This window comes from Nostoc sp. DSM 114167 (assembly GCF_052692655.1).
Map to the genome: position 1 here is coordinate 7,821,056 of NZ_CP195116.1, position 23,766 is coordinate 7,844,821.

At 41.4% G+C, this 23,766-nt stretch carries 15 protein-coding genes; 9 read left to right on the forward strand and 6 right to left on the reverse strand.

Annotated features, from left to right (window positions below; genetic code table 11):
- Positions 1–49: 49 nt before the first annotated feature.
- The gene (locus NSTC731_RS32885) at positions 50–3,238 is read left to right on the forward strand and encodes a two-partner secretion domain-containing protein (RefSeq protein WP_445628611.1); all 3,189 of its coding nucleotides are present in this window, start codon (positions 50–52) and stop codon (positions 3,236–3,238) included.
- A 247-nt stretch (positions 3,239–3,485) separates the two neighbouring features.
- A complete protein-coding gene (locus NSTC731_RS32890) occupies positions 3,486–8,057 on the forward strand; it encodes a beta strand repeat-containing protein (RefSeq protein ID WP_445628612.1) in 4,572 nt (1,523 codons plus the stop codon).
- Between the two features lie 335 nt (positions 8,058–8,392).
- Here NSTC731_RS32890 and NSTC731_RS32895 read toward each other — a convergent pair whose 3' ends face one another.
- Positions 8,393–8,671 (reverse strand): hypothetical protein, encoded by a 279-nt coding sequence (locus tag NSTC731_RS32895; RefSeq protein WP_445628613.1) that lies wholly within the window; start codon positions 8,669–8,671, stop codon positions 8,393–8,395.
- 619 nt (positions 8,672–9,290) lie between these two features.
- On the opposite strand from NSTC731_RS32895, the gene NSTC731_RS32900 reads away from it, so the two are divergent.
- Positions 9,291–9,653, forward strand: coding sequence for a hypothetical protein (locus NSTC731_RS32900; protein ID WP_445628614.1), 363 nt, complete (start codon positions 9,291–9,293; stop codon positions 9,651–9,653).
- Between the two features lie 309 nt (positions 9,654–9,962).
- Here NSTC731_RS32900 and mutL read toward each other — a convergent pair whose 3' ends face one another.
- On the reverse strand, positions 9,963–11,723 hold the full coding sequence (gene mutL / locus NSTC731_RS32905) for a DNA mismatch repair endonuclease MutL (RefSeq protein ID WP_445628615.1): 1,761 nt from the start codon (positions 11,721–11,723) through the stop codon (positions 9,963–9,965).
- Positions 11,724–12,089: 366 nt separating this feature from the next.
- Between mutL and NSTC731_RS32910 the strand changes: the two genes are divergently transcribed.
- Both NSTC731_RS32910 and NSTC731_RS32915 read left to right on the forward strand, forming a co-directional pair.
- Entirely contained in the window at positions 12,090–12,440 is a 351-nt protein-coding gene (locus NSTC731_RS32910) for a hypothetical protein (protein WP_445628616.1), read from the forward strand.
- A 413-nt stretch (positions 12,441–12,853) separates the two neighbouring features.
- Positions 12,854–13,483, forward strand: a complete 630-nt coding sequence (locus NSTC731_RS32915; protein ID WP_445628617.1) for a 2OG-Fe(II) oxygenase family protein — start codon at positions 12,854–12,856, stop codon at positions 13,481–13,483.
- A gap of 810 nt (positions 13,484–14,293) precedes the next feature.
- Here the strand turns inward: NSTC731_RS32915 and NSTC731_RS32920 are convergent.
- On the reverse strand, positions 14,294–15,343 hold the full coding sequence (locus NSTC731_RS32920; protein ID WP_445628618.1) for an adenosine deaminase: 1,050 nt from the start codon (positions 15,341–15,343) through the stop codon (positions 14,294–14,296).
- Between the two features lie 543 nt (positions 15,344–15,886).
- Between NSTC731_RS32920 and NSTC731_RS32925 the strand changes: the two genes are divergently transcribed.
- Positions 15,887–16,096 (forward strand): hypothetical protein, encoded by a 210-nt coding sequence (locus tag NSTC731_RS32925; RefSeq protein ID WP_322716912.1) that lies wholly within the window; start codon positions 15,887–15,889, stop codon positions 16,094–16,096.
- 323 nt (positions 16,097–16,419) lie between these two features.
- Here the strand turns inward: NSTC731_RS32925 and NSTC731_RS32930 are convergent, their stop codons facing one another.
- From NSTC731_RS32930 to NSTC731_RS32940, 3 genes are all read right to left on the reverse strand, one after another.
- Positions 16,420–16,731, reverse strand: coding sequence for a threonine dehydratase (locus NSTC731_RS32930; protein ID WP_445628619.1), 312 nt, complete (start codon positions 16,729–16,731; stop codon positions 16,420–16,422).
- 106 nt (positions 16,732–16,837) lie between these two features.
- Positions 16,838–17,314, reverse strand: a complete 477-nt coding sequence (locus NSTC731_RS32935; RefSeq protein WP_445632226.1) for a phosphodiester glycosidase family protein — start codon at positions 17,312–17,314, stop codon at positions 16,838–16,840.
- Complete coding sequence (locus NSTC731_RS32940) at positions 17,315–17,713, reverse strand: hypothetical protein (RefSeq protein WP_445628620.1); 399 nt, start codon at positions 17,711–17,713, stop codon at positions 17,315–17,317. It abuts the gene before it with no gap.
- Positions 17,714–18,455: 742 nt separating this feature from the next.
- Here NSTC731_RS32940 and NSTC731_RS32945 point away from each other — a divergent pair.
- From NSTC731_RS32945 to NSTC731_RS32955, 3 genes are all read left to right on the forward strand, one after another.
- A complete protein-coding gene (locus NSTC731_RS32945) occupies positions 18,456–19,646 on the forward strand; it encodes a sigma-70 family RNA polymerase sigma factor (protein WP_445628621.1) in 1,191 nt (396 codons plus the stop codon).
- Positions 19,647–19,671: 25 nt separating this feature from the next.
- Positions 19,672–20,877, forward strand: a complete 1,206-nt coding sequence (locus NSTC731_RS32950) for a DUF1822 family protein (RefSeq protein ID WP_445628622.1) — start codon at positions 19,672–19,674, stop codon at positions 20,875–20,877.
- Positions 20,878–21,288: 411 nt separating this feature from the next.
- Positions 21,289–23,679, forward strand: coding sequence for a CHASE2 domain-containing protein (locus NSTC731_RS32955; RefSeq protein WP_445628623.1), 2,391 nt, complete (start codon positions 21,289–21,291; stop codon positions 23,677–23,679).
- Positions 23,680–23,766: the final 87 nt, after the last annotated feature.

The following is a 23,766-nucleotide window of genomic DNA, read 5'->3' on the forward strand; positions in this document are numbered from 1 at the left end:
TTGATTGCATATTCACAGGTAGGAAATGAGCAAGCGAGGCTGATTCTGTATGACAACCTGTAAAAATAGGAATTGGCACTCAGATTTATTAGAAGCTATTAGCATTATTGGAGTGCTTGCTCACGGCATATTTTCTTGTGAAAATCACGCCTTAGCCCAGATTATTCCTGATGGGACATTGGGCGATAACTCTTCAAAAATCACTCCCAATGTGAATATTAAAGGTAGTGCTGCCGATCGGATTGATGGTGGAGTAATTCGCGGTGCAAACCTGTTCCATAGTTTCCAGGAATTCAATGTGGGTGAATTGCAGCGAGTTTATTTTGCCAATCCCACGGGAATCTCCAATATTCTCACACGGGTGACGGGAAGTAATATCTCGAATATTCTCGGTACATTGGGGGTGAATGGTAATGCAAATTTGTTTTTGATTAATCCGAATGGCATTTTATTTGGCAACAATGCACGCTTAGATGTAGCGGGTTCCTTTGTCGGGAGTACGGCGAATTCTTTTGTGTTTGGCAATGAGTTGGAATTTAGTGCAACAAATCCTCAGACTCCTTCCTTGTTACTAACAGTTAATCCTTCTGCTTTGCTATTCAATCAACTTCAGGCTGGCAGAATTGAAAACAGGTCAATTGCACCAGCAGGAGATAATATCTTTGGTCTACGAGTACCAGATGGCCAGAGTTTGCTATTAGTCGGTGGAGAAATTGCCATCAACGAAGGTAAATTGAATGCTCCGGGTGGGCGAGTGGAATTAGCAGGAGTTGCAGGTGAGGGGACAGTCGGACTGAATGTGGATGGTAATAATTTAAGTTTGATTGTTCCTGATAATCTAGCTAAAGCCGATATCTCACTCAGTAATCAAGCCTTGGTCAGTACCAGTGGCGAAGGTGGCGGCGCTATTCAGGTGTGGGGTAAAGGAGTTACAGTTAGTGGAGGTTCCAAGATTGAAGCCAGCACTTTAGGAGCATTACCTGGAAAAGGATTGAGTGTAAATGCTTCTGAATCAGTGCAAGTCGTTGGAGAATCACCTACTGGAATTCGCAGTGGTTTATTTGCTGAAAATTCTGGGACAGGAGATGCAGGAGACCTGACAATTAACACCAGACAGTTACAAATCTTAGCAGGAGGAAAGATTTCATCTAGTACAACGAATGCAGGTGTGGCAGGAAATTTGACTGTGAATGCCTCAGAATCAGTGCAAATAATCGGTATTCCAGATAATCCCAACTTAGGCTCTACTGGTATGTTTGCTGCATCTAATGGAGTAGGAGACGCCGGAGACATCACGATTAACACTAGACAGTTACTCATCCAAAATGGAGCCGGAATTATAACCGATAGCGAAGCTAAAGGGGTTGGAGGGAGTATAACAGTAAATGCCGAATCAGTGCAGCTAGTCGGTACTGCTATTCTTCCACAGTTTCCTAATAGATGGTACCCTAGCAGAATAAGTTCTAACGCCTATGACATAGGGCCCGCAGGAAAGATTACGATTAACACCAATCAGTTGTTAATCCAAGATGGAGCAGCGATTTCAGCTCGAGCTAGCAGTAGTGGGGCTGGAGGAAGTTTGACAGTCAATGCCTCCCAATCAGTTAAACTGATCGGATCTGCTACTAATAGTAATAGTTTATTTCCCTTTCCCAGCAGCTTGTTAACTCAAACATCGAGTACAGGAACAGCAGGAGATTTGGCAATTAATACCAATCAGTTGATTGTCCGAGATGGACAACTATCTGCCAGTACTTTTGGACAAGGGAATGCTGGCAATATAAACATTGAAACTGTCACGATGAATATCATTGACAGTCAAGTAGGAAGCAGTGTTTACCGTAAAGGGTTTGCCGGAAATTTGACTATTCACGCTGCCGAGTCAGTGGGAATCAGCGGAAAAATCAAATCATTTACATCTAATCTTGAAAATCCTGCTGGCTTATTTGCTCAGGTAAACCCTAGAGGTGAAGGTCGCGGTGGCAACTTGACCATTGAGACAAAACGCTTGAGTGTCAGTAATGGAGGCAAAGTGCAAGTCGCTACTTTTGGTCAAGGCGACGCTGGTAATCTCACAATTCGTGCTTCTGAGGTAGAGGTATTTGATACACTTATTGATAACCTCTATGCTACAGGTATCAATGCAGGTGTGGAAGTAGACGCAGACGAAACAGTGATTCCACCCAGAGGTAACGGTGGCGATTTAACAATTGAAACCGATCGCTTGAGTGTGAGAGGTGGTGCAGTAGTATCGGTTGGAACTGCTGGAGTGGGCAATGCAGGTAACTTACGAATTCATGCGTCGAAATCTGTAGAAGTCGTTGGCAAATCAGCAAATGGTAACTTTAACAGCCAAATCAGCGCTGCGGTGACGCCAGAAGGTACTGGTAGTGGGGGAAGTTTAAAGGTTGAAACTGAGCAGATGAGTGTCCGGGATGGAGGTGAAGTCACTGTCAGTAGTACCGGCGCAGGGACGGCAGGCAACCTTGACATCCAAGCTGGTTCTTTGAGCCTGGATAATCAAGGAGCGATCGCCGCCATAACCAGAGCGGGGAATGGTGGTAATATTACCCTGAAGTTGCAAGACTTATTATTACTACGCAATCATAGTCAAATTTCTACCACTGCTGGCAGTAGCGAATTCGGTGGCGATGGCGGTAACATCACCATTAATAGCCCTTTCATTGTCGCCGTTCCTAAAGAAAATAGCGATATCAGCGCTAATGCTTTTACTGGCACTGGTGGTAGAGTTGACATTACAACAAACGGGATTTTCGGTATTCTCCCGCAAAAAAGCCCAACTGAAAACAGCGACATTACCGCAAGTTCAGAATTGGGGGTGAGCGGGGAAGTAACTATCAACAGTCCAGATACTGACCCCAGTCGCGGCTTAATTCAACTACCCTCTAACCTCGTGGATGTATCCCAACAAATTGCTCAAGGTTGCACTCCTAAAAGAGGACAAAACGCTAGTCGTTTTATCGCTACCGGACGCGGTGGATTACCCCAAAGTCCTAACGAACCGTTGCAGGGACGAGCAGTGATTACTGGTTGGGTAGATTTGCCACCACAAACAACAGCGATCGCGGATAATTTATTTACTGCAACTATGACCAAATCTAGCAACCCAATTGTCGAGGCTCAAGGATGGATTGTTGATGGTAACGGTGATATTATGCTTGTGGCTCAATCTGGGCAAAGTTCTTTTATTCCCTCTGCCATGTCCTGTAGTCAATAATTCGTGACTCCAATCGGGGGAGAAATTACGATGAAACTCAAGAGCGATCGAAACAATCAGATGCGTTACCTATTTTTAAGTTTTAAAAAGTTTACTCCGATCTAGTTAAAATATCTGCTGAAATTAATTGTAGAAAAATTGATCGGGACGGCTAACAAAAAACTTTTGAATATGTATGCTCAAAGCCGTGGTGTAAGAAAATTGCATATTCACAATTAGGAAATGAGCAAGTGAGGCTAGTTGTGATATGGCAATCTATGGAAATAAAAATTTTCACTCAAATTTATTAGAAGTTTTTAGTATTATTGGAGTGCTGGCTCATGGCATATTTTATTATGAAAATCACGCCTTAGCCCAGATTACCCCTGATGGGACATTGGGTAATAACTCTTCAATAATCACTCCCAATGTCAATATCAAAGGTAGTACTGCTGACCGGATTGATGGTGGAGTAATTCGCGGTGCAAACCTGTTCCATAGTTTCCAGGAATTCAATGTGGGTGAGTTGCAGCGAGTTTATTTTGCCAATCCCACGGGAATCTCCAATATTCTCACACGGGTGACGGGAAGTAATATCTCCAATATTCTCGGCACTTTGGGGGTGGATGGTGGCGCAAATTTGTTTTTGATTAATCCTAATGGCATTTTCTTTGGGAAGAATGCACGCCTTGATGTGGCGGGTTCCTTTGTCGGGAGTACGGCGAATTCTTTTGTGTTTGGCAATGGGTTGGAATTTAGTGCAACTAATCCTCAGACTCCTTCGCCATTACTAACAGTTAATCCTTCGGCATTGTTCTTCAATCAAATTGCTGCTGCACCGATTCAAAACAACTCAGTCGCACCAGCAGGAATAGATCCCGCAGGTTTTAATGCATTTGGTTTACGAGTCGGAGATGGTAAAAGTTTGCTGCTAGTGGGTGGTAATGTCAGCATGGATGGCGGCCAGTTAAATGCTTATGGTGGGAGAGTTGAATTAGGGGGGTTAGCAGCACCTGGAAATGTCAATCTTCTTTTTAATGGCGATAATCTCAGCTTGAAGTTTCCTCTTAATGTGACTCGTGCAGATGTGTCACTTACCAATGAAGCGTTTGTGTATGTAGAAGCTGCTGGTGGCGGTGATATTGCGATTAATGCCCGCAACATAGATATTGTGGCAGGGAGTCAGCTTTCTGCTGGTATCGGCTTTGGTTTAGGGCAACCAGAGGCGACTGCGGGGGATATCACGCTTAATGCTACGGGGGAAATCAAAGTTGCTGACTCCGGGAGTGGGATTCGCAATTTTGTGAGTCAGGATTCAAAAGGCAATGGCGGTAACATTTTTATTGATTCTGGTGACTTCTCATTACGAGATAGCGCTCAACTTTCTGCCTCAACTTATGGAGAGGGAAATGCGGGGAATGTGACAGTGAGTGCAAAAGATGCTGTTGACCTGGCAAATGGTAGCATTTTCAGCTCTGTAGAAGCAGGAGGTGTAGGTAAAGGAGGCAATATCAACATCAATGCTACAACACTGTCACTCACTGATGGCGCTCAACTGCTAACTATTACTCGTGGTGCATCTGCTACCCAACCAGCCGGAAGAGGGGATGCAGGCAATCTCAATGTTCAAGTCACAGGTGCTGTTGACATCTCTGGGGAGAAAAACGATTTTTTCAGTGTGATTAGCAGCGTTGTGCAAACGGGGACTATTGGGAATGGCGGTAACATTTTTATCGATTCTGGTGACTTCTCATTAAAAGACGGCGCTCAACTTTCTGCCTCAACTTATGGAGTGGGGAATGCAGGGAATGTAACGGTACGTGCAAAAAATGCTATTTCCCTTGCAAATGGTAGCATTCTCAGCATCGTAGAAGCAGGAGGTGTAGGTAAAGCAGGCAATATCGATATTAATGCTACAACACTGTCACTCACTGATGGCACTCAACTGGTAACTATTACTCGTGGTGCATCTGCTACCCAACCAGCCGGACGGGGGAATGGCGGTAACATTTTCATCGATTCTGGTGACTTCTCTCTAAGTGATGGCGCTGGACTTATTGCCTCAACTTATGGAGAGGGAAATGCAGGGAATGTAACGGTACGTGCAAAAAATGCTATTTCCCTTGCAAATGGTAGCATTTTCAGCACAGTGGAAGCAGGAGGCGTAGGTAAAGGAGGCAATATAGATATTAATGCTACAACACTGTCACTCACTGATGGCGCTCAACTGCTAACCATTACTAGTCGTGCATCTGCTACCCAACCAGCCGGACGGGGAGATGCAGGCAATGTTAATGTTCAAGTCACAGGTGCTGTTGATATTTCTGGTGAGAAAAACGATTTTTTTAGTGTGATTAGCAGCGTTGTGCAAACGGGGACTATTGGCAATGGGGGTAGCATTACAATCGATTCTGGTAACTTCTCTCTAAGTGATGGTGCTGGACTTATTGCCTCAACTTATGGAGAGGGAAATGCAGGGAATGTAACGGTACGTGCAAAAAATGCTGTTGACCTTGTTGCAAATGGTGGCATTTTCAGCACCGTAGAAGCAGGAGGCGTAGGTAAAGGAGGCAATATCAACATCAATGCTACAACACTTTCACTCACTGATGGCGCTCGATTGCTAACCATTACTAGTCGTGCATCTGCTACCCAACCAGCCGGACGGGGAGATGCAGGCAATGTCAATGTTCAAGTCACAGGTGCTGTTGATATTTCTGGTGAGAAAAACGATTTTTTTAGTGTGATTAGCAGCGTTGCGCAAACGGGGACTATTGGGAATGGCGGTAGCATTACCATCGATTCTGGTAACTTCTCTCTAAGTGATGGCGCTCAACTTCAAGCCTCAACTTCAGGAGTGGGGAATGCAGGGAATGTAACGGTACGTGCAAAAAATGCTGTTGACCTGGCAAATAGTAGCATTTTCAGCACAGTGGAAGCAGGAGGTGTAGGTAAAGGAGGCAATATCGATATTAATGCTACAACACTGTCACTCACTGATGGCGCTCAATTGCTAACTTCCACTCGTGGAGCATCTCTTACCCAACCAGCCGGACGGGGGAATGCAGGCAATGTCAATGTTAAAGTCACAGGTGCTGTTGACATCTCTGGAGAGAAAAACGATTTTTTCAGTGGGATTCGCAGTAATGTGGAAACGGGGACTGTTGGCAATGGCGGTAGCATTACCATCGATTCTGATGACTTCTCATTACGAAATGGTGCTTCACTTTCTGCCTTAACTTCAGGAGTGGGGAATGCGGGGAACGTGACAGTGAATGCAAAAAATGCTGTTGACCTGGCAAATGGTAACATTTTCAGCACCGTGGAAGCAGGAGGCGTAGGTAAAGGAGGCAATATCGATATTAATGCTACAACACTGTCACTCACTGATGGCGCTCAATTGCTAACTTCCACTCGTGGAGCATCTGCTACCCAACCAGCCGGACGGGGGGATGCAGGCAATGTCAATGTTCAAGTCACAGGTAGGGTTGATATTGCTGGGGAGAAAAACGATTTTTTGAGTGTGATTAGCAGCAATGTGGAAACGGGGACTATTGGGAATGGCGGTAGCATTACCATCGATTCTGGTGACTTCTCATTACGAGACGGCGCTCAACTTATTGCCTCAACTTCAGGAGTGGGGAATGCGGGGAATGTGACAGTGGGTGCAAAAAATGTGGTTACTGTTTCTGGAACTAGTCAAGAAAGCGGAAATTCTAGTGCTTTATTCACATTTACTGATTCTACTTCCACTGGCATTGGTGGCGATATTACCATAAACACCAATATCTTTCGCATCTCCGACGGCGCGTTACTAGATGCACGCACTAGAAATAATCAACAGGGTGGCGATATTACGGTAAATGCAAATATTTTTGAAGCACTCAACGGCGGACAACTCACCACCACTACCTCAAGCAATGGGCGTGCAGGTAAAATTACTGTCAACGCTGACGATCGGCTAATAATTAATGGTATTGACCCTAGTTACAGCGATCGCACTACTAACTTTCCTGACAACGTACTAACTATCGGTGCTAACAGTGGCTTATTTGTCAGTTCTACTGGTTCAGGAATCACAGGCGACATCGAAATTAACTCACCCAAATTTACCTTAGATAACCAAGGTAAACTCAATGCCGAATCTGCATCCGGTAACGGTGGTAACATCAACGTCAACAGCGACTTACTCTTACTCCGCCGCAACAGTCAAATTTCCACCAACGCAGGTACAGAAAAATTAGGTGGCAATGGTGGTAACATCAAAATCAATTCAAGATTTATCGTTGCAGTTCCTAAAGAAAATAGCGATATCAGCGCTAACGCCTTCACTGGCACTGGTGGTAGAGTTGACATTACAACCAACGGTATTTTCGGTATTCTCCCGCAAAAACGCCCAACCGAAAATAGCGACATTACCGCAAGTTCCGAATTAGGAGTGAGTGGGGAAGTAACTATCAACAGTCCAGATACTGACCCCAGTCGCGGCTTAATTCAACTACCCTATAACCTCGTGGATGTATCCCAACAAATTACCCAAGGTTGCACTCCCAGAGGAGGACAAAACGCTAGTAGTTTTATCGCCACCGGACGCGGTGGATTACCCCAAAGTCCTAATGAACCGTTGCGAGGACGAGCAGTGATTACTGGTTGGGTAGATTTGCCCGCACAAGTAACACACACAGTCACGGATAAATCATCTACTGCAACTATGACCAAATCTAGCAACCCAATTGTCGAGGCTCAAGGATGGATTGTTGATGCTAATGGTAATATTATGCTTGTGGCTCAATCTGGGCAAAGTTCTTTTATTCCCTCTGCCATATCCTGTAGTCAATAATTCGTTACTCTAATCGGCAGAGGAATTTCTCTTTATTTATTAGGAGTTCGACGGATAGGAAAGCGCAAAAAGCTTGCTGTGTATGAAGCAAGCACAACAGGGCATACAAAAAGGCGATCGCTAGGATTGCTTTAGATGGGTACAAAGTCACAAAAAAAGACCGAGACTAAGAATATCTAAGAAAAATCAGGGTCTAGGCTATGTTGACCATTAGACCTCTTGGAAAAAGTGCTTTTTGCACTCTTGGGGAAAAGGTTTTGGTTAAAGGGGAAAGGGAAAATACAGAACCTTTTTCCCCTTTTCCTTTCCCCTTTTCCCGACAAATGCCAAGAAAGTTATTGCATCAAAAGCTGACGGCTTAAAATACTCATAACTTCATGTGGATTACCTGTTGGTAGTAGCGCACTCCAATCACCAACGTTGGCATAACCGAGAACTTGCAACAAGTGAATTGTGCTGGTAACGGCTTTGGGTGAACCAATCAATAAATGTTTAATCGGTTCTCTTTTTGGCGATTGCTTTTGATTAGATAGATTCAGAGGGGGTGCGTTGTTGCCTTGGGTAGGTAAAAACTGCTTTTGTTGTGATTTGGCGAACTTTTTTGATTGTGTCATGATTGTACTTGACTCCAATTGTAGGGGTTAAATGAAAGGCGATCGCCCTCGGCCAAGAGTCCGCGATCGCCTTTCTTATTTTAATTTACAGTAATATTTTATACTTGTCAATACTTTTTTAAGTGTTTTTACATAGATTAGCCGTGAAGATGTCATTAGTCATTTGTCCTTTGTAATCACAACTGACCAAGGACGACCATAACAAAAATTCTCACAACTCAAATAAGATTGCTATGAGTTCCTATATTGAATTCGGGTAGTCGTTTATTGAATTCGGGTAGTCGTTTATCGAATTCGGGTAGTCGTTTATCGAATTCGGGTAGTCGTTTATCGAATTCGGGTAGTCGTTTATTGAATTCGGGTAGTCGTTTATCGAATTCGGGTAGTCGTTTATTGAATTCGGGTAGTTGTTTATTGAATTCGGGTAGTCGTTTATTGAATTCGGGCAACCTACAAGAATTTACGCAAAGCAATTTTATGTATTTGTAGCAGATAAGTTAATCTATACTGAACAATGCGGGTGTCAAGTAACCCTAATTCTGTTTATCCTAGTGCTGTACAGTCTAGGGTAGAAGTCAGTTTTTATCCTGGCGCATTATTAATAACAGAAAGGTGATTTATGTCACGTCTAAAACGCGGGTCTAAAGTAATTGATAAAGCGCAGCGTCGGATTGCGGCTTTGAAATCGATCAGTCCCACCTTAGACTTAGGGAATGGGGTAACAATTGACGCTTTTGCAACCCTTATTAAAACAACACAAGACAAGTTGGAAGCTTATAACTCAAGCCTCTCCACCGTGGATATGACTCAGGAAGCTTTAGAAGTTACCGAAAAGTCGCTAATGGAACTAACAGAACACATGTTACTGAGTGTAGCTGCAAAGTATGGCAAGAATAGCGATGAGTACAAAATGGCGGGGGGCGTTCGTCGAAGCGATCGCAAGCGTCCGGCGCGAAAGCCTAAGCAAGAGGCTATTGCTTGATAAATCTGGGTTTTACCCCACCCTAACCCTCCCCTTGCAAAGGCAGGGCTGATTCATTCCATTTCAAACAGGATTTGTCAAGATGGTTAGCGAGAAAATTGTAAGTGAGGGTGACGAGAAGATGAACTTTTAAGCACTTAAACAACAGTAAAATTGTTCATTTTCTTGGCACGCTGGTAACAAAATAATCAATTTTAAATCGCTATAACCCTTGATATTTAGCGCTCTTTAGGGAATGAAACAGCCCTGCCAATACATCGGGGAGATTAAGGGGGGTAATTCGACTTGTGTATACACTTACTGCAAACATCAAATTCCATGACTTTTACCAATTACCCAATTCCGCCGGAAAAATCGGGCTAATGCTGATTCTTCTAAAGATAGATAAATTGGTCGTCCATGAGGACAGGTGCGGGGGTTGCGAGTGCGTTGCCAATTATCTAAAAGTGTCTGCATTTCTTGCTGATTCATCGGTGTACCGTTACGAATAGCACTACGACAGGCAACAGCGACTTGGGCTGTTTGTAAATCACCTCCCCAACTAAGTTCTAAAATTGCTTCTGCACAGTCGTCTCGCTGTTGTAAAGGTGCAGGGATATTACGGACTGCCCAAAGTTGTTCGCCAAAGGGGTCTATTTCTAAACCAATGCGTTGCAGTTGCAATACTTGCGCTGGGGATAATTGATAAAGAATGATTGGCGGTTCGACGGGTACAAGTTGCCAATTATCAGACAATTGCTCATACAAAACTCGCTCATGGGCAATGTGCTGTTCTACTAACCACATCCCACTTGAATGTTCCGCCACAATATAAGTGTTGCTAACTTGAGCGACAGCTTTTAAAGAGTTAGGAGTTGGGAGTGAGGAGTTAGGAGTTTTGGGATTTTCGTTAGGATTTTGAGGATTGAAATTATAACTGCCTTTGGCTTCTGCGGCTTTGAGTAATTTACTAACTCGTGTTGTGTGAACAGCTTCTTTGAGATTATTAGAAGAAATGCTGAGTGCTTGGTTAATTGCTTGGGTAATTTTTTCTTGCCAATAAATGATTTCGTTGAGGTAAATTTCTGTTTTTGCTGGATTGCGATTCCAGTTAATTTGATTGGGGGAAATGGCAAGATGTAAGAAACAAATTGGATAGCGATCGCGTGGTAATGTTCTATGAAATGCTGATAATATGGTTTGCTCTAATTCCGGTGTCTTCACCATCCTGCCGTTAATGGCTACACGTACCCAATCTGGACGATGACGATGAGTGCGATCGGGTAATCCTACCACTAAATTTAGTGCTGAGTGCTGAGAGACGCGATTCATCGCGTCTGTACAAGAGTCCAGAGTAGAGACGCGATTTATCGCGTCTTCTGTACAGGAGTTTGGAGGGTTGGGGAGTTCTAATTTTATTTCTTGCAAGTCACCTTGTCGCACTTGCGGTAAAATTTGCGGTAGTAGTTGTCCAGTTGTGGCGGCCGGACAAATGGTAAACCATTGACGGTCATTTTGCCAAATCTGCCAGGTGACGTGGGGATGACACAGGGCGATTTGGTGAATTGTGGCTTGCACAGCTTTCATTTGCTGTGCTGTTGTGGGTAATCCCTGACGACGAGATGAGCAATTACCAAAAAGATGGGAAACTGTAACTACTGTACCAGGTGCGATCGCAGTTGCTTCAACTTGTACAACTTTCCCGCCATTGCCATAAATTATCCGCCATCCTAATTTTCCCCCCAGAGGACGACTCAAAATTTCTAAATCAGCCAGAGTCGTTAAACTGTGCAACGCCTCACCACGAAACCCCAAACTGTTAATTTTCCACAAATCGGCACTAGAGCGAATTTTACTAGTGCTGTGGGCCGTGGCTGCTTGTTGCAAATCATCTAGGTTCATTCCACAGCCATTATCTGCCACCCGAATTCGCCATTGCTGCGGCCACAGAGAAACCACAATTCGCGTTGCACCTGCGTCTAGGGAATTTTCTACCAATTCCCGCACCACAGAGGCTAAAGAATCGATTACCTCTCCAGCTGTAATGAGATATACAACTTCTGTTGGTAGAGCTTGAATAGTAGATGCCATAAATTCTAGTTTATAGCTTCTGGGGACACGCTATATATGACTTATATCATGTTCGCTTGATTTGGCAATTGAAATAGATACCTACGTTGAGTTTGCCCGTGCAAGTAAGTTAAATAAATAACTGTCACCTTTTTTACAACTGTAAATACTATCGTGCTTACCAAGAAGAACCAACTGCAACAACTGATAAGGGTTCGGTATTGATTTGCATTTCTCAACCCGGAACTGCAAAATCAGTTTTGCAAAGAAATGTTACACACAACCTCAGTCTTTGCATAAAAGGGAGATGTCAATCGCATTAGTCGCTAGCAGCTCAAAATTATAAATTTTGCAGTTTGCAGACAAAACTTAGGAGAATATTTCCAAATGGCTGAAATTAATATCTACAAACTGGATTCCGAAATCTCGATGACCGATTTAGATGATAAAGAATGCAATGACATCATAGGTGGTTTAGCGACAGCTAACTTAGCAACATCTGATTTAGGGATAGCTAACTTAGCAACATCTGATTTAGGGATAGCTAACTTAGCAACATCTGATTTAGGGATAGCTAACTTAGCAACATCTGATTTAGGGATAGCTAACTTAGCAACATCTGATTTAGGGATAGCTAACTTAGTAACATCTGATTTAGGGATAGCTAACTTAGTAACATCTGATTTAGGGATAGCTAACTTAGGGATAGCAAAACTTGGTGTAGGTTCTGTTCTATAACACTGATGAGAATGGTTCTACGTTCCCCTTAGTTGAGCCTCAATCTACATGAAATTATAAAACTAACTTTTTTGTAGTAAGGGGCCTTTTATACTCGTTCAGAGCGAACCTTGTGTTCGCTCACATATCAACATTTAGTACTCAACATATCTTACGAAAAAGGTTAAGCCCAACAGCCCCTCAGCGTAGAGACAAAGCATACCCATTTCATCTCTAGGACTTACGCATCAAGCACAAAATGTAGGGGCAATTGATGAATTTACCCTACGGTAAATCAAGGCTTTTACTACCTTTTTGCATAAGTCCTAATCTCTTAGATAGCTGACCACTAAACTCTGAATGCTCACATTTTTCTTGGAATAAGAATTAGTAAAGTTATGACCCAATCTACAGACTGCCCCCGTAAAATCACAATGCAGGCACCAGTTCTTTTCATCCCGAACGTTTTAGATGTTGATTTTTGTAAACACCTTATTCACATTTGGGAAACTGAAGGAAATGAAGATACTACTCACCTGATTAAGGAGAATGGAAAATGGAATGAACGTATTGACTATAAACAAGCTGTTCGACGAAACCATTGTCTTAAAGAAGGAGAGATACTGGAGCACCTTAAACATTCCATTCGGAATTGGGTTCGCCCTGAAATTCAGAAAGCGTTTCACTTTCAAGTTACTCGATTTGAGGGTTTTAGTATTTTTGGCTATGAGGCAAGTAGTGGTGGATACCTGGGTCTACATCGTGACAATTGTACAGAGAATACTGCTTACCGTCGCCTTTCTATGACCATTAATCTGAATGCAGGGGAATATGAAGGAGGATATCTAAGGTTTCCAGAGTACGGGACAGATTTATACCAGCCAGAAACAGGCTGTGCAGCAATATTTTCAAGTTCGCTACTCCATGAGGTTACAGACATCACAAAAGGACGACGCTTTGCGCTTGTGTCATTTTTCTTTAGTGAAAAAGAAGCTCAGTTGATTGAGGAGTACAACCGTAATGTTAGGGAGGCAGAGAGCCAAATGCAACCTGTTTCGGCCTGACTTTTCACAGGATGTAAAAAGGGGAGATTGGTTCACAAATGATGTGACGCTGTTGGCGAACACGGAAACGCCTATGTGAGGTTAGTCAGTTTAGAAATAAAACGATTAACGGGACTTAACATTTTTGAGGCACAAACAATCCTCAAACCCATACAGGGCAAGAAAAATACACCAAATGCTCAAAAATGCTTTCAACCCAGATATATTAAGAAACTAGACAAAACGATGTCAAAGTTTCTCTGCATATTAAATTTGAGGCTTTTTTCTGGCTACTTTTTGTCTAAGTCCCATTAACTTACATTCAGTAGATTGAAAACTTTTGTAATTTAACGAAATAATCAGGTTTTCAGCCGACGTTTCTGGGCTGATGATCGCGATCGCTTCACTGCAAAATCTCTCTAAAACTCTTATCCTTTCGTGTCCTTTGCAGTTCGTTTTTTGATTATAGGACTTACGCAACGCCAATATAGTAAGAATCCTTTCTCAGCAAAAAAAGAACCACAAATATACACCGATAAATTATCTGTGTGCATCTGTGGTTTAATTTTTAAAACATTAATTATTGCAAGATATCTATTAGGCTTCTTGGCATTTGTCGGGAAAAGGGAAAAGGGGAAAGGGGAAAGGGGAAAGGGATAAGAAAAATCCTTTCACTTTAACATGAGTCTCTTTCCCCCAAGAGTGCAAAAATACTTTTGCAAGATATCTATTGTGCATTACAACTTTCTCTATGGCATCAGAAAAAATTAGTAATTGCAACATTAATTAACATTAAATCACCTGACTTTATGAATATCTTTAGGCGATTCGTTAATTACTATCTCTCATGGACAAAATTTTCGCTGGTTCAGGTTTGAGCAAACCGTTCAACAGTGATGCAGGACGTTGACTGTAAGGCCAAGCAAAAGCATGACGGAAAGCTGCATCTTGACAAGCTTGTAGTTGTTCAAAACTAATAATGTTGTAAGTCAAAAGATTCTCATACTCAAACGGTAGACGTACATTGTGCAATCCAGCATTATCAGTACAGATAGCGATATCAACTCCAGCATCAAGACAACGGTCAAAAACTAATTTGAGTTGACGTATATCCTGCAAAGTTCCAGTTTTTAGGTAAGTTGTCGGACAAACCTCCAAACATTGTCCGCGTCTAGCCACATCATTAAGTAGCTCTGGATATAGTAGGGGAATTTGAATGCCGTGACCAATCCGCATCAGATATGGTAACAGTTCTGGGTAACAACCAGCGGTGGTTTCATATAGATGTCCTGTGGTGTTAACGCCCTGCGATCGCGCATAATCATATAAGCTAATCCATTCTTCTAAGCGATCGGCGTAATAACTATCACCTCCGGCTACATCTACTGCACAGACATACTGTTTATTTTGCGCCGCCAAATCAACAATCGCCTTGTTCACCTCATAAGGTAGGCGCGTATGCATACAGAGAATTTGGCTAGTAACAATCGGATATTCTGGCTGTTGGCTGGCAAGTCCTACTACTCGCACAATTTCTGCCATCTTGTCAATCCTTTCAGATTGACTCAGATGCTCAGGTGTCCGCAAATAAGGAGTGTAGCGCAGTTCCAGATAAGCCAAATTTTCAAATATGTAAGCACCCCGCACCAAGCGATAGATAAAGTAAGGCAAAGTTTCCACGGTTTGCACGCTTTCTACCAAGGTGTGTAATTCTAGATACTCATCTAGGGTGTTACGTGGGCGGGTATAAAAATCTTCAAAATCTGAATAGTCAGCAAAGCGGGAAATCAACTCCGCAGAATGTCGCTCGAAATATCGCCATAAAACTCGTGGTACGACCGAGCCGCCTAGATGTCTATGTAATTCAGCGTATAAAGCCATAGTGGTATTTTTAGGTAAAAATTTCAATGATTGTAACAAAAACATCGAAAGAAAAATTTGTCTTCAAAAAAATTTTGCTCTAACTTCTTTGGAGTAGAGGTTTCCCCAATACGGTTCGGTTAAAGGGGAAGGTGGGGTCCCCTCTGGGGATAAGGGGCGAGGGTAAAGGGGAAAGGGGAATAAAAAACCTTTAACCGCAAACCCATTTCCCTTTTCCCCAAACCCTATTTTGAGTTCAAAATGCTTATCTGAACCGTATTGGAGGTTTCCCTACATCAGAATTTCAATAAATACTCTGCTGCGCGAACGATTTGGTGGCTTGGAACTAGATAGGGTTGAGAGCAACAGATAAATTTCTGCCTCCTACCTTTTGCACTAGTATTTGCAGTATGAATCAACTTGACATTACCAAGATTAAATTGATAGCATTGATATCCTTAATTTTTGTGCTATACTAGAAGAACATTGCTATTGTTAAGCAGCTGAGATATAGCAATATGTTTTTCCTTTAACAAAGCAAATTCCTGGCAAGGTTGGTATTAATTGAAAATTCAAGCGTTGGAAGTCAAGGCTGGCGATCGCATTATTGCTTACTGCAACAATAAAATGCAAATCTGCAAGGTAAAACGCATTTTAGATCCAGGTCAAGCCAATATTACACTATCAGTATTCACCTCTGAGAATTATCGCGGCTGCTCAGTTTCATCTATAGTCCGCTTCCAAAGCAACGCCTTAGTTGACTTGGTAAGTTAAAAACCAAGTAAATATTCAAGCTCAAAAATATTTCTAGCTATTGTCCAGCCTCAAACTGGACAAAATTTTTGTGAAAGGTGCGATGTTTACGCACATACGCATCTGTTAATTATGGCTGAATGATTTTCGCGACCTCACACTACCTAGTGGTCTGTTCCATTAAATATAATCAGTTTGTAGTAAGCACAAAGCGTGCTTAAAAATCCAGGACTAAAGTCCTTACTACAAACTTACTCACCCCTCGTAACTAATAGGACAGACCACTAGTATAGGGAACAGTAATTGAGAAAATTCTGAGATAAAAATCTAATTTATGGCTTTTGTTAGTTCTTTTTCACATCACGAGCCATGTTGAGGTAGTAGTCATCAAGTTTGGCATTAGTACGACGGCGGTTAGGGGCAGAAATTTTAGTAGTGTTATCCCGATTCGTTTCAATTGGCTGTTTAGTTGAAACTTGATTTACGCCTTGCACCCGATCGGATTCCAAGAAATAACCAGACTGAGAGAATCCGAAAAGCTTGGCAAAAAAACCAAATAAATTTCCGAAAAAATTAGAAATACTTTGGAATAAAACACCAAACAAGCCTTCAATACGAAGGAACAAGTTCCGAATAATTTGAGTTAGACGAAGCATAAAAGCACCTTCAATGATTGCCTATTATTATTGTGACTCAATTTGGATTCGGAGATTGGTGCTATGGAAAAAATCTACCAGTAGGTAGGTATAATTCCCATAACCCCTATTTTTCCTGAACCAGCAAAACCGACTTCACAGGACGCTTGATAGAATTTCCCTCTAAATCAACCTTTCCGTAAAAGGTTTTCCCGTTGTAATAAAGCGAAGACGAACTTCCTCCATCCAAATTCATCGCTCGATCGGCACCAAGAGTTTTCATCAAATCAGCTAATGCTGGCAAAGATATTCCATTCGCGGAAGCCAAGGGTTTTTGAGCCACCATAACTAAAATAACGCTGCCATCGCGGGTGATACCTACGGCAGTTCTGGCGTTGGGTTGGTTGCTGCCAAGGGCATCTCGTTTATTGGTATTATCTACAAAGCCCTCTTTTTCTAAGGTGAGTTCTGGTAATAGGCGCGGGCCAGCACCGATAGCATCAACTAACTGACAACCTGCTGGTGGTGACTGATTGTGTAGGGCAATGGAATAGCGGCTAGTTTGCCCGCATAAGTAGCGACGGAATTCTGTGCGATTGAATATTTAACCCAAATAAGGTTTTAAGTTGGGATTGTTCACCAGCCGCTCGTTTTCCTTGGGATCGGCTATCAACTTTCCTTGTCGGACAACATAAGATGTCGTTTTTTGGTTGGCTGGATCGAAAAAGCCTGCATTCAAAATAGCTACGGCTTGATACTTTTGGGCAAATTCCTCTACAGTGGCTACCTTCTGTGATAGTGCAGGAGTCACCAAAAATTTGCTATTCGCTGGAATCAACACGATGTGAGCGATGCTTTGGGGCAAAGTGCGATCGAAGTAGCGGATAGTTTTTGCTGGTGAAGCTGCAATAGTGGGTATCGACGGTGTTGAAAAACGTAAATTAAACCACAACACCATTGCCAAACTAATTAATATCAAAGCCAGTAGTTTGATTTTTCTCACTTTTAAACTCACGTGCGGTTAGCTCAAAAAAGTTGATTTAATCGATTTAATTAAAATACTTTAAGCTGAAAAATAATTATATTCCCGGTTCGCCCATTTTTTAGGGATTTAGGAAAAGTAAATAGTCAAAACTATACCGAAGGGCGTATTCCCAAAAAGACTTGATTAGGTATATGTTCGCAACTATAGTTACTGAACCCATAATTACAAACGAAGGAGTCGATGATATGCCTATACTTCTAACTCAAATAGAGCCTATGAACATATAACCGCTAATCGATAAACACTTTTCGACACACGGAAATTGGCAAGGTAATTTTCAAAAAGTTAAGAGACAATAGACTTCTTGGCATTTGTAGGGAATTGGGTTTGGGGGAAAGGGAAAAGGAATAAAAAAACCTTTCCCCTTTGACCTTTCCCCTTTGACCGCAAGAGTGCAAAAGTTACTTTTGCAAGAGGTCTAATATCTTGCTAGACCTTCTCAACCAGTGTTTACTCGAATTATGCCGCATTTATACAACGCTTAAAATCGCTTTTTATGCCAATTTAACTTTAAAATAACTAAATTATCTAGATTCAACAGAATATGAGTATAGTTATCTTCAAAAAATATCAAGGAATAAAATATGTGCGCTATTGAATTGCAAATTAGCAAACCAGTATCTTGCAATTGTCTACAGAGCTATCTGCGGCTTTGATAGTTGCTTAAGTTCAGATAATAAATTGAAATTGTTAACTGCTTATGCGTCCTCGTCAAAAAATTATCGAGATGTTCTCAACCTTCGTTGAGTTGGAAGGAGACAGATTCAGCAAATGGTTGATTGATATCAAACTGCATCGAAATATTCAAAATTGCTTGGAGTCTTCACCATTCGTCGCTAACTCAGAAAATTTTTGGGCGTTACATTGGCACAAATGCTGGCGAGAGAAATCTAATAGCCTTGCTAGAATGCATTTATCTGCTTATTTACAGGAACCAAATTATTGGGCTGCTAAAAAAACAATTGCCAAGTTTACAAATAGTCAACATAGCCTCGCAGATTATTTTCAAATGGCGAATGCTGAAATTGAAACAATTCTCAAAAATTTTAATCTAGAAAAATGCTTTAGCTTAAAAACCTATGCTACTATAGCAGTTCCCAGTCGGCTAAAAGATATTTTACGCCAACGCAAGGAAGCTGATATTTGCACAAATTGGGCATTGTTACGCAAAGTAAGCAAAAAGCAGTTATTAGAAGCTCTTACTCAAGCTGGATTATCACCGATTCTAATCGCCCAATATCGACTCGCCTGGACTTGTTTCAAAGAACTGTATGTTCAAAACCAACCAGGTGGCACAAAGTCACTACCAGAACCAGAACCTCAACTTTGGGAAGCTATTGTCAACCTCTACAACCGCGAACGCCAAAATCAGTTAACTCAACCTACTGCACAATGCACGAGAGAGAAAATGGAACAGTGGCTAACCCAGACATCTGTGTACGTGCGTGGTTATCTGTATCCACTTGTTAGTTCTTTAAATTTGGCAATATCAGAAGATGACTCCACAACAACTTTTGATTTGCCAGATCCATCCTCTGACTCATTAATTGCAGAGATAATAGCCCAAGAGGATGCCCAAAACCAACAAAATCAACAATCTCAAATTGCAGGTATTTTGTTAAAAAACATACAAACTCTGGAGGTAAAAACTCAGGAAATACTTAAACTTTACTACCAACAGGGGTTAACTCAGCCACAGATTGTAGAACACCTACAAATTAGTCAGCCTACTGTTTCTCGCCGACTGCTCAAAGCCAGAGAATCAATGCTTTCAGCATTGATCCAATGGAGTCAAGATACACTTAATATTTCTGTGACTTCCAACCTAGTTAATAATATGAGTACCGCTTTGGAAGAATGGTTGCAAGTTAAGTATGGGGAATCTCGCTGAGATTATGAAGGATGAGGTAGTAAAAATGACTTACGCTTTTACAGAACCGCAGGAACTATTGTTAGAAATATCACCCTCATTACAGACAAGTTCTTGGCAAGAAAGCCAAATGTACGCCACACCTAGCAGTCGCTGGCGTGCTTACATGAATCAAATTTGCCTTCATGGGTTTTTGAATTGGGTAAAAGCTGAATATGTTCCAGAAGCAAGTATCTGGCACAGCTCCCCTGGTATTCCTGCTTTTTGGGAATTTGTCAATGGCACAGCAATTTTGTTAAACCAAAAGCGAGTCGTTTTAATTCCTAGCGAGGCAATTGATGATAGCGAGTTAGAAGTTCCTCAAGAATGGGTAGATATTCCTAGTTGGGCAGCAGACTATTATTTAGCAGTGCAAGTCACACCAGATGGGGAGTGGGTAAGAATTTGGGGCTATATAACCCATCAAGAACTGAAATCACTAGCAGACTATGACCAAGTAGATAGGACTTATTGTATAGATGCACGGCACTTAATTAAAGACCTTAATGCTTTTTGGATGACCTACCAATTTTGTGAAACAGAGGAGATGAAAGGTGCGATCGCTCCACTACCAGAATTATCGACTGTTGAAGCAGAAAATCTTGTGCAACAGTTAAGTAATTCCTCTGTAACATTTCCGAGACTTGCAGTGCCATTTACAACTTGGGGAGTACTACTAGAAAATGAGCAGTGGCGGCAGCGTTTGTACCAAGAAAGGCTGCAATCTCTACGACAAGCCGCACCTACGCAGTATTCACAAGTACAAGTGAATCTTAGTCGTTGGCTGGAGCAGATTTACGATGCTTCTTGGCAAGCTATAGAGACTTTTTTTGAGCCAAACTCCAGTAGCCTAGCTTTTAATTTCCGCACTTCTTCCGGGTTAAACGCTGCTGCGAGCAAACGCGCCAAGCTGATTGACTTGGGAATAGAAATAGAGGCTCAAAAAGTTATTTTATTAGTTGCCTTAATACCAGAAGCTAACCAACAAGTTAAGATTCGCGTCCAACTACATCCAGCTTGTAATCAACCTTACCTACCTCCTAATATCAAGCTAGTTTTATTTTCAGATCGAGGAGAAATACTTCAAGAAGTACAAGCAAGAATTCAAGATAGTTATGTGCAATTGAAACTCTTTGATGGGGAAGTGGGAGAATGTTTCAGCATCCAGATCGAGCTAAATAGTTATCAAATAACAGAAAATTTCATAATTTAGTTATTAGGAGCCAGCAGTGTCAAATTGGTATTGATTAGGAACATTTTACTTATACAAAAATATCAAATAGCGAGTCGATTGTTGAGATAGGCACAACGTAATTCTAGTATAGAAGGAACATTGAATGGATGACACTGCAAGACGAATGCATCTTGTCATTAAGAGCAACTTATTATCAATAAATTGCTAAATAATCACATTAAGCTACGCTTAATGTGATTAGTACTAAGTTTCGATTCTTACTCCTCTATACCCAGATGAGAAAGAAGCGATCGCTAGTACAACGTGGTAGAAATAAACCTATCATGTGTAGTCCTGATACTACACTTTCTTTTGGAATTTTTGCATAAATAGAATGCTTTCTGTTGATTAATCATTAGTTAATCACGAATGGCAAAGTCTACTTAACTTATGAGTAAGCTAGTTGTCTTCAGCTTCTTGGGAGGAGATTTAAATCAAGGATTTCCTGTTGTCACGGCTCAACTTTGGTGTCATAACCAATTTGTACCCGTGAAATTAACAGGGAGTCTACCGCCAGCACCAGAACTAAGCGAACTCTACCGCAGATGGCAGTTACTCTACGCAGCAGTTCATCAACGCCTCGATCGTAAAAATCAACGGATAAAAGTACATTCACAAGACATAACCAATATTTCTGTTAATGACTTCGATGAAGTGTGTCAACAGCTACAAGCAAATATCAATGCTTGGTTGAAATTTGAGTCATTTCAGAATATTGAACGGCAGTTGCGAACTCTACTCAGTCGTCATGATGAAATTAGAGTAATTATTGAAACAAATATAGTTCTACTGCATCGCTTGCCTTGGCATCTATGGAATTTTTTTGAAGATTATCCGAATGCGGAATTAGCTTTGAGCAATCAAGAGTATGAATCTCCTCAGCTATTACAAAAATCTCCTACAGGTAAAGTCAAAATTTTAGCAATTCTAGGCAATAGAGTTGGTATTGATATTGAAAAAGACGCCTCTTTGTTACAAGGTTTAACAGATGCTAAAACCACCTTTCTTATAGAACCAACACGGCAAACACTTGATGAGTATTTATGGAATCAGGATTGGGATATTCTATTTTTTGCCGGACATAGCAATAGTCTTGCTGACGGAGAGATTGGAGAAATCTGCATCAATCAAACAGAAAGTTTAGCAATTTCGCAATTGAAAAATGGACTAAAGGCAGCAATTAGACGCGGTTTGAAACTAGCAATTTTCAACTCTTGTGACGGAATTGGTTTAGGACGAAATTTAGCGGATTTAAACATTCCCCAAATGATTGTAATGCGGGAAGGAGTGCCAGATTTAATCGCACAGGAATTTTTAAAAAACTTTCTTACTGCCTTTGCAGATAGCAAACCATTTTACTTGGCTGTGCGAGAAGCACGAGAAAGACTTCAAGGGCTGGAAAATGAATTTCCTTGTGCCAGTTGGTTGCCAGTCATCTGTCAAAATCCTACAACTGTTCCTACTACGTGGCAAGAATTACGTGGTAATTTGGATAATACTAAATTTGTGGGTAAAGTTTCGAGAAAAGGTAAAATTGCGACATCAAAATCTAAGTTTTGGAATGTACTACTTAGTACTTTTCTTGTGGCTGTTTCAACGGTAGGTTTGAGATACTTGGGAGTCTTTGAGAAAATCGAACTGCAAACTTTCGATCGAATGCTACGGCTGGGACTCAAGGAAGATCCAGATCCAAGGTTGATAATTGTAGAAATTACTGAAAAAGATATTCAATCACGACAAGACATCACCAAAGGACTGAAATCCATTTCGGATAGTACGTTAGCTAAATTGCTCAACAAAATACAAAAATATCAACCGCGAGTTATTGGACTGGATATTTATAGAGACTTAGCTGACCCCCCAAACAAATCAAATCTAATACAACTTCCGACTGAACTTAATAAAAAAAACGTTGTTGTTATCTGCAAAAGCCGCGATAGTAAATACGATCTCCAAGGTGTTAAACCTCCGAAAGACGTACCTATAGAACGTCAGGGTTTTACTGATGCAATTCAAGACCCTGATGGTATCGTCCGTCGCCAAATTTTGATGATGGCACAAGAGCCTTCCTCAACTTGTACAACGCCTTATTCGCTCTCGTTGCAATTAGTTACTCGTTACTTATCTTATGAAAATATTAAACCTAAATTTAATGAAGATTATGTACAGTTTGGCTCTAAAGTATTTAAACGCTTAAAACCTAGTCGCAGTGGTGCGTATCAACAAGGAGTTGATTTAGGCGGAAATCAAATACTTGTCAATTACCGGAATACAGATTATCAAAGAGTTTCCCTTGATGATGTATTGAGTAATAAATTCGATCGTAAATCATTTAAAGATAAGGTAGTTATCGTTGGAGTGACAGCTAATACAGTCAGCGATACTTGGTCAACTCCCTACAGTACTGCACAACAAGATTACCAAGAAATATCAGGGGTATTTATACAAGCACAAATGATTAGCCAAGTTTTGAGTGCAGTTTTAGACCAACGTCCAATTCTTGGGGTTTTGCCTTACTGGGGCGATATTCTCTGGATATGCGGCTGGTCTGTAGTTGGGAGTCTGATTATTTGGCGGGTGCGATCGCTCTCACATCAGGGATGCACGATCTTTGTGACAGTTGTCATATTATATGGAATTTGTGCGATCGCTCTTTTAAAACAAGGGCTATGGTTGCCATTTATTCCTTCTGCCTTTGTCGTGGTTGCAAGTGGTGTTGTAATTATATTTATTCAAAGTCGCCGACAATTTTCCACTCCTCTACCATCATTAGTTGAGTAATGTAAAACTATCTTCAATTAATTAGAATAAGGGGTAAAAGTAGCAAGGTTGCAACTGAATTTTGAGGCTTTGGATATTCACTGTTGC

Bases quoted from the DNA above. Each gene is read 5' to 3' on its own strand.
- mutL (WP_445628615.1), bottom strand. From the start codon at position 11,723: ATGGCATCTACTATTCAAGCTCTACCAACAGAAGTTGTATATCTCATT.
- NSTC731_RS32900 (WP_445628614.1), top strand. From the start codon at position 9,291: ATGTCACGTCTAAAACGCGGGTCTAAAGTAATTGATAAAGCGCAGCGT.
- NSTC731_RS32945 (WP_445628621.1), top strand. From the start codon at position 18,456: ATGCGTCCTCGTCAAAAAATTATCGAGATGTTCTCAACCTTCGTTGAG.
- NSTC731_RS32955 (WP_445628623.1), top strand. From the start codon at position 21,289: ATGAGTAAGCTAGTTGTCTTCAGCTTCTTGGGAGGAGATTTAAATCAA.
- NSTC731_RS32930 (WP_445628619.1), bottom strand. From the start codon at position 16,731: ATGCTTCGTCTAACTCAAATTATTCGGAACTTGTTCCTTCGTATTGAA.
- NSTC731_RS32950 (WP_445628622.1), top strand. From the start codon at position 19,672: ATGACTTACGCTTTTACAGAACCGCAGGAACTATTGTTAGAAATATCA.
- NSTC731_RS32910 (WP_445628616.1), top strand. From the start codon at position 12,090: ATGGCTGAAATTAATATCTACAAACTGGATTCCGAAATCTCGATGACC.
- NSTC731_RS32890 (WP_445628612.1), top strand. From the start codon at position 3,486: ATGGCAATCTATGGAAATAAAAATTTTCACTCAAATTTATTAGAAGTT.
- NSTC731_RS32915 (WP_445628617.1), top strand. From the start codon at position 12,854: ATGCAGGCACCAGTTCTTTTCATCCCGAACGTTTTAGATGTTGATTTT.
- NSTC731_RS32895 (WP_445628613.1), bottom strand. From the start codon at position 8,671: ATGACACAATCAAAAAAGTTCGCCAAATCACAACAAAAGCAGTTTTTA.
- NSTC731_RS32885 (WP_445628611.1), top strand. From the start codon at position 50: ATGACAACCTGTAAAAATAGGAATTGGCACTCAGATTTATTAGAAGCT.
- NSTC731_RS32920 (WP_445628618.1), bottom strand. From the start codon at position 15,343: ATGGCTTTATACGCTGAATTACATAGACATCTAGGCGGCTCGGTCGTA.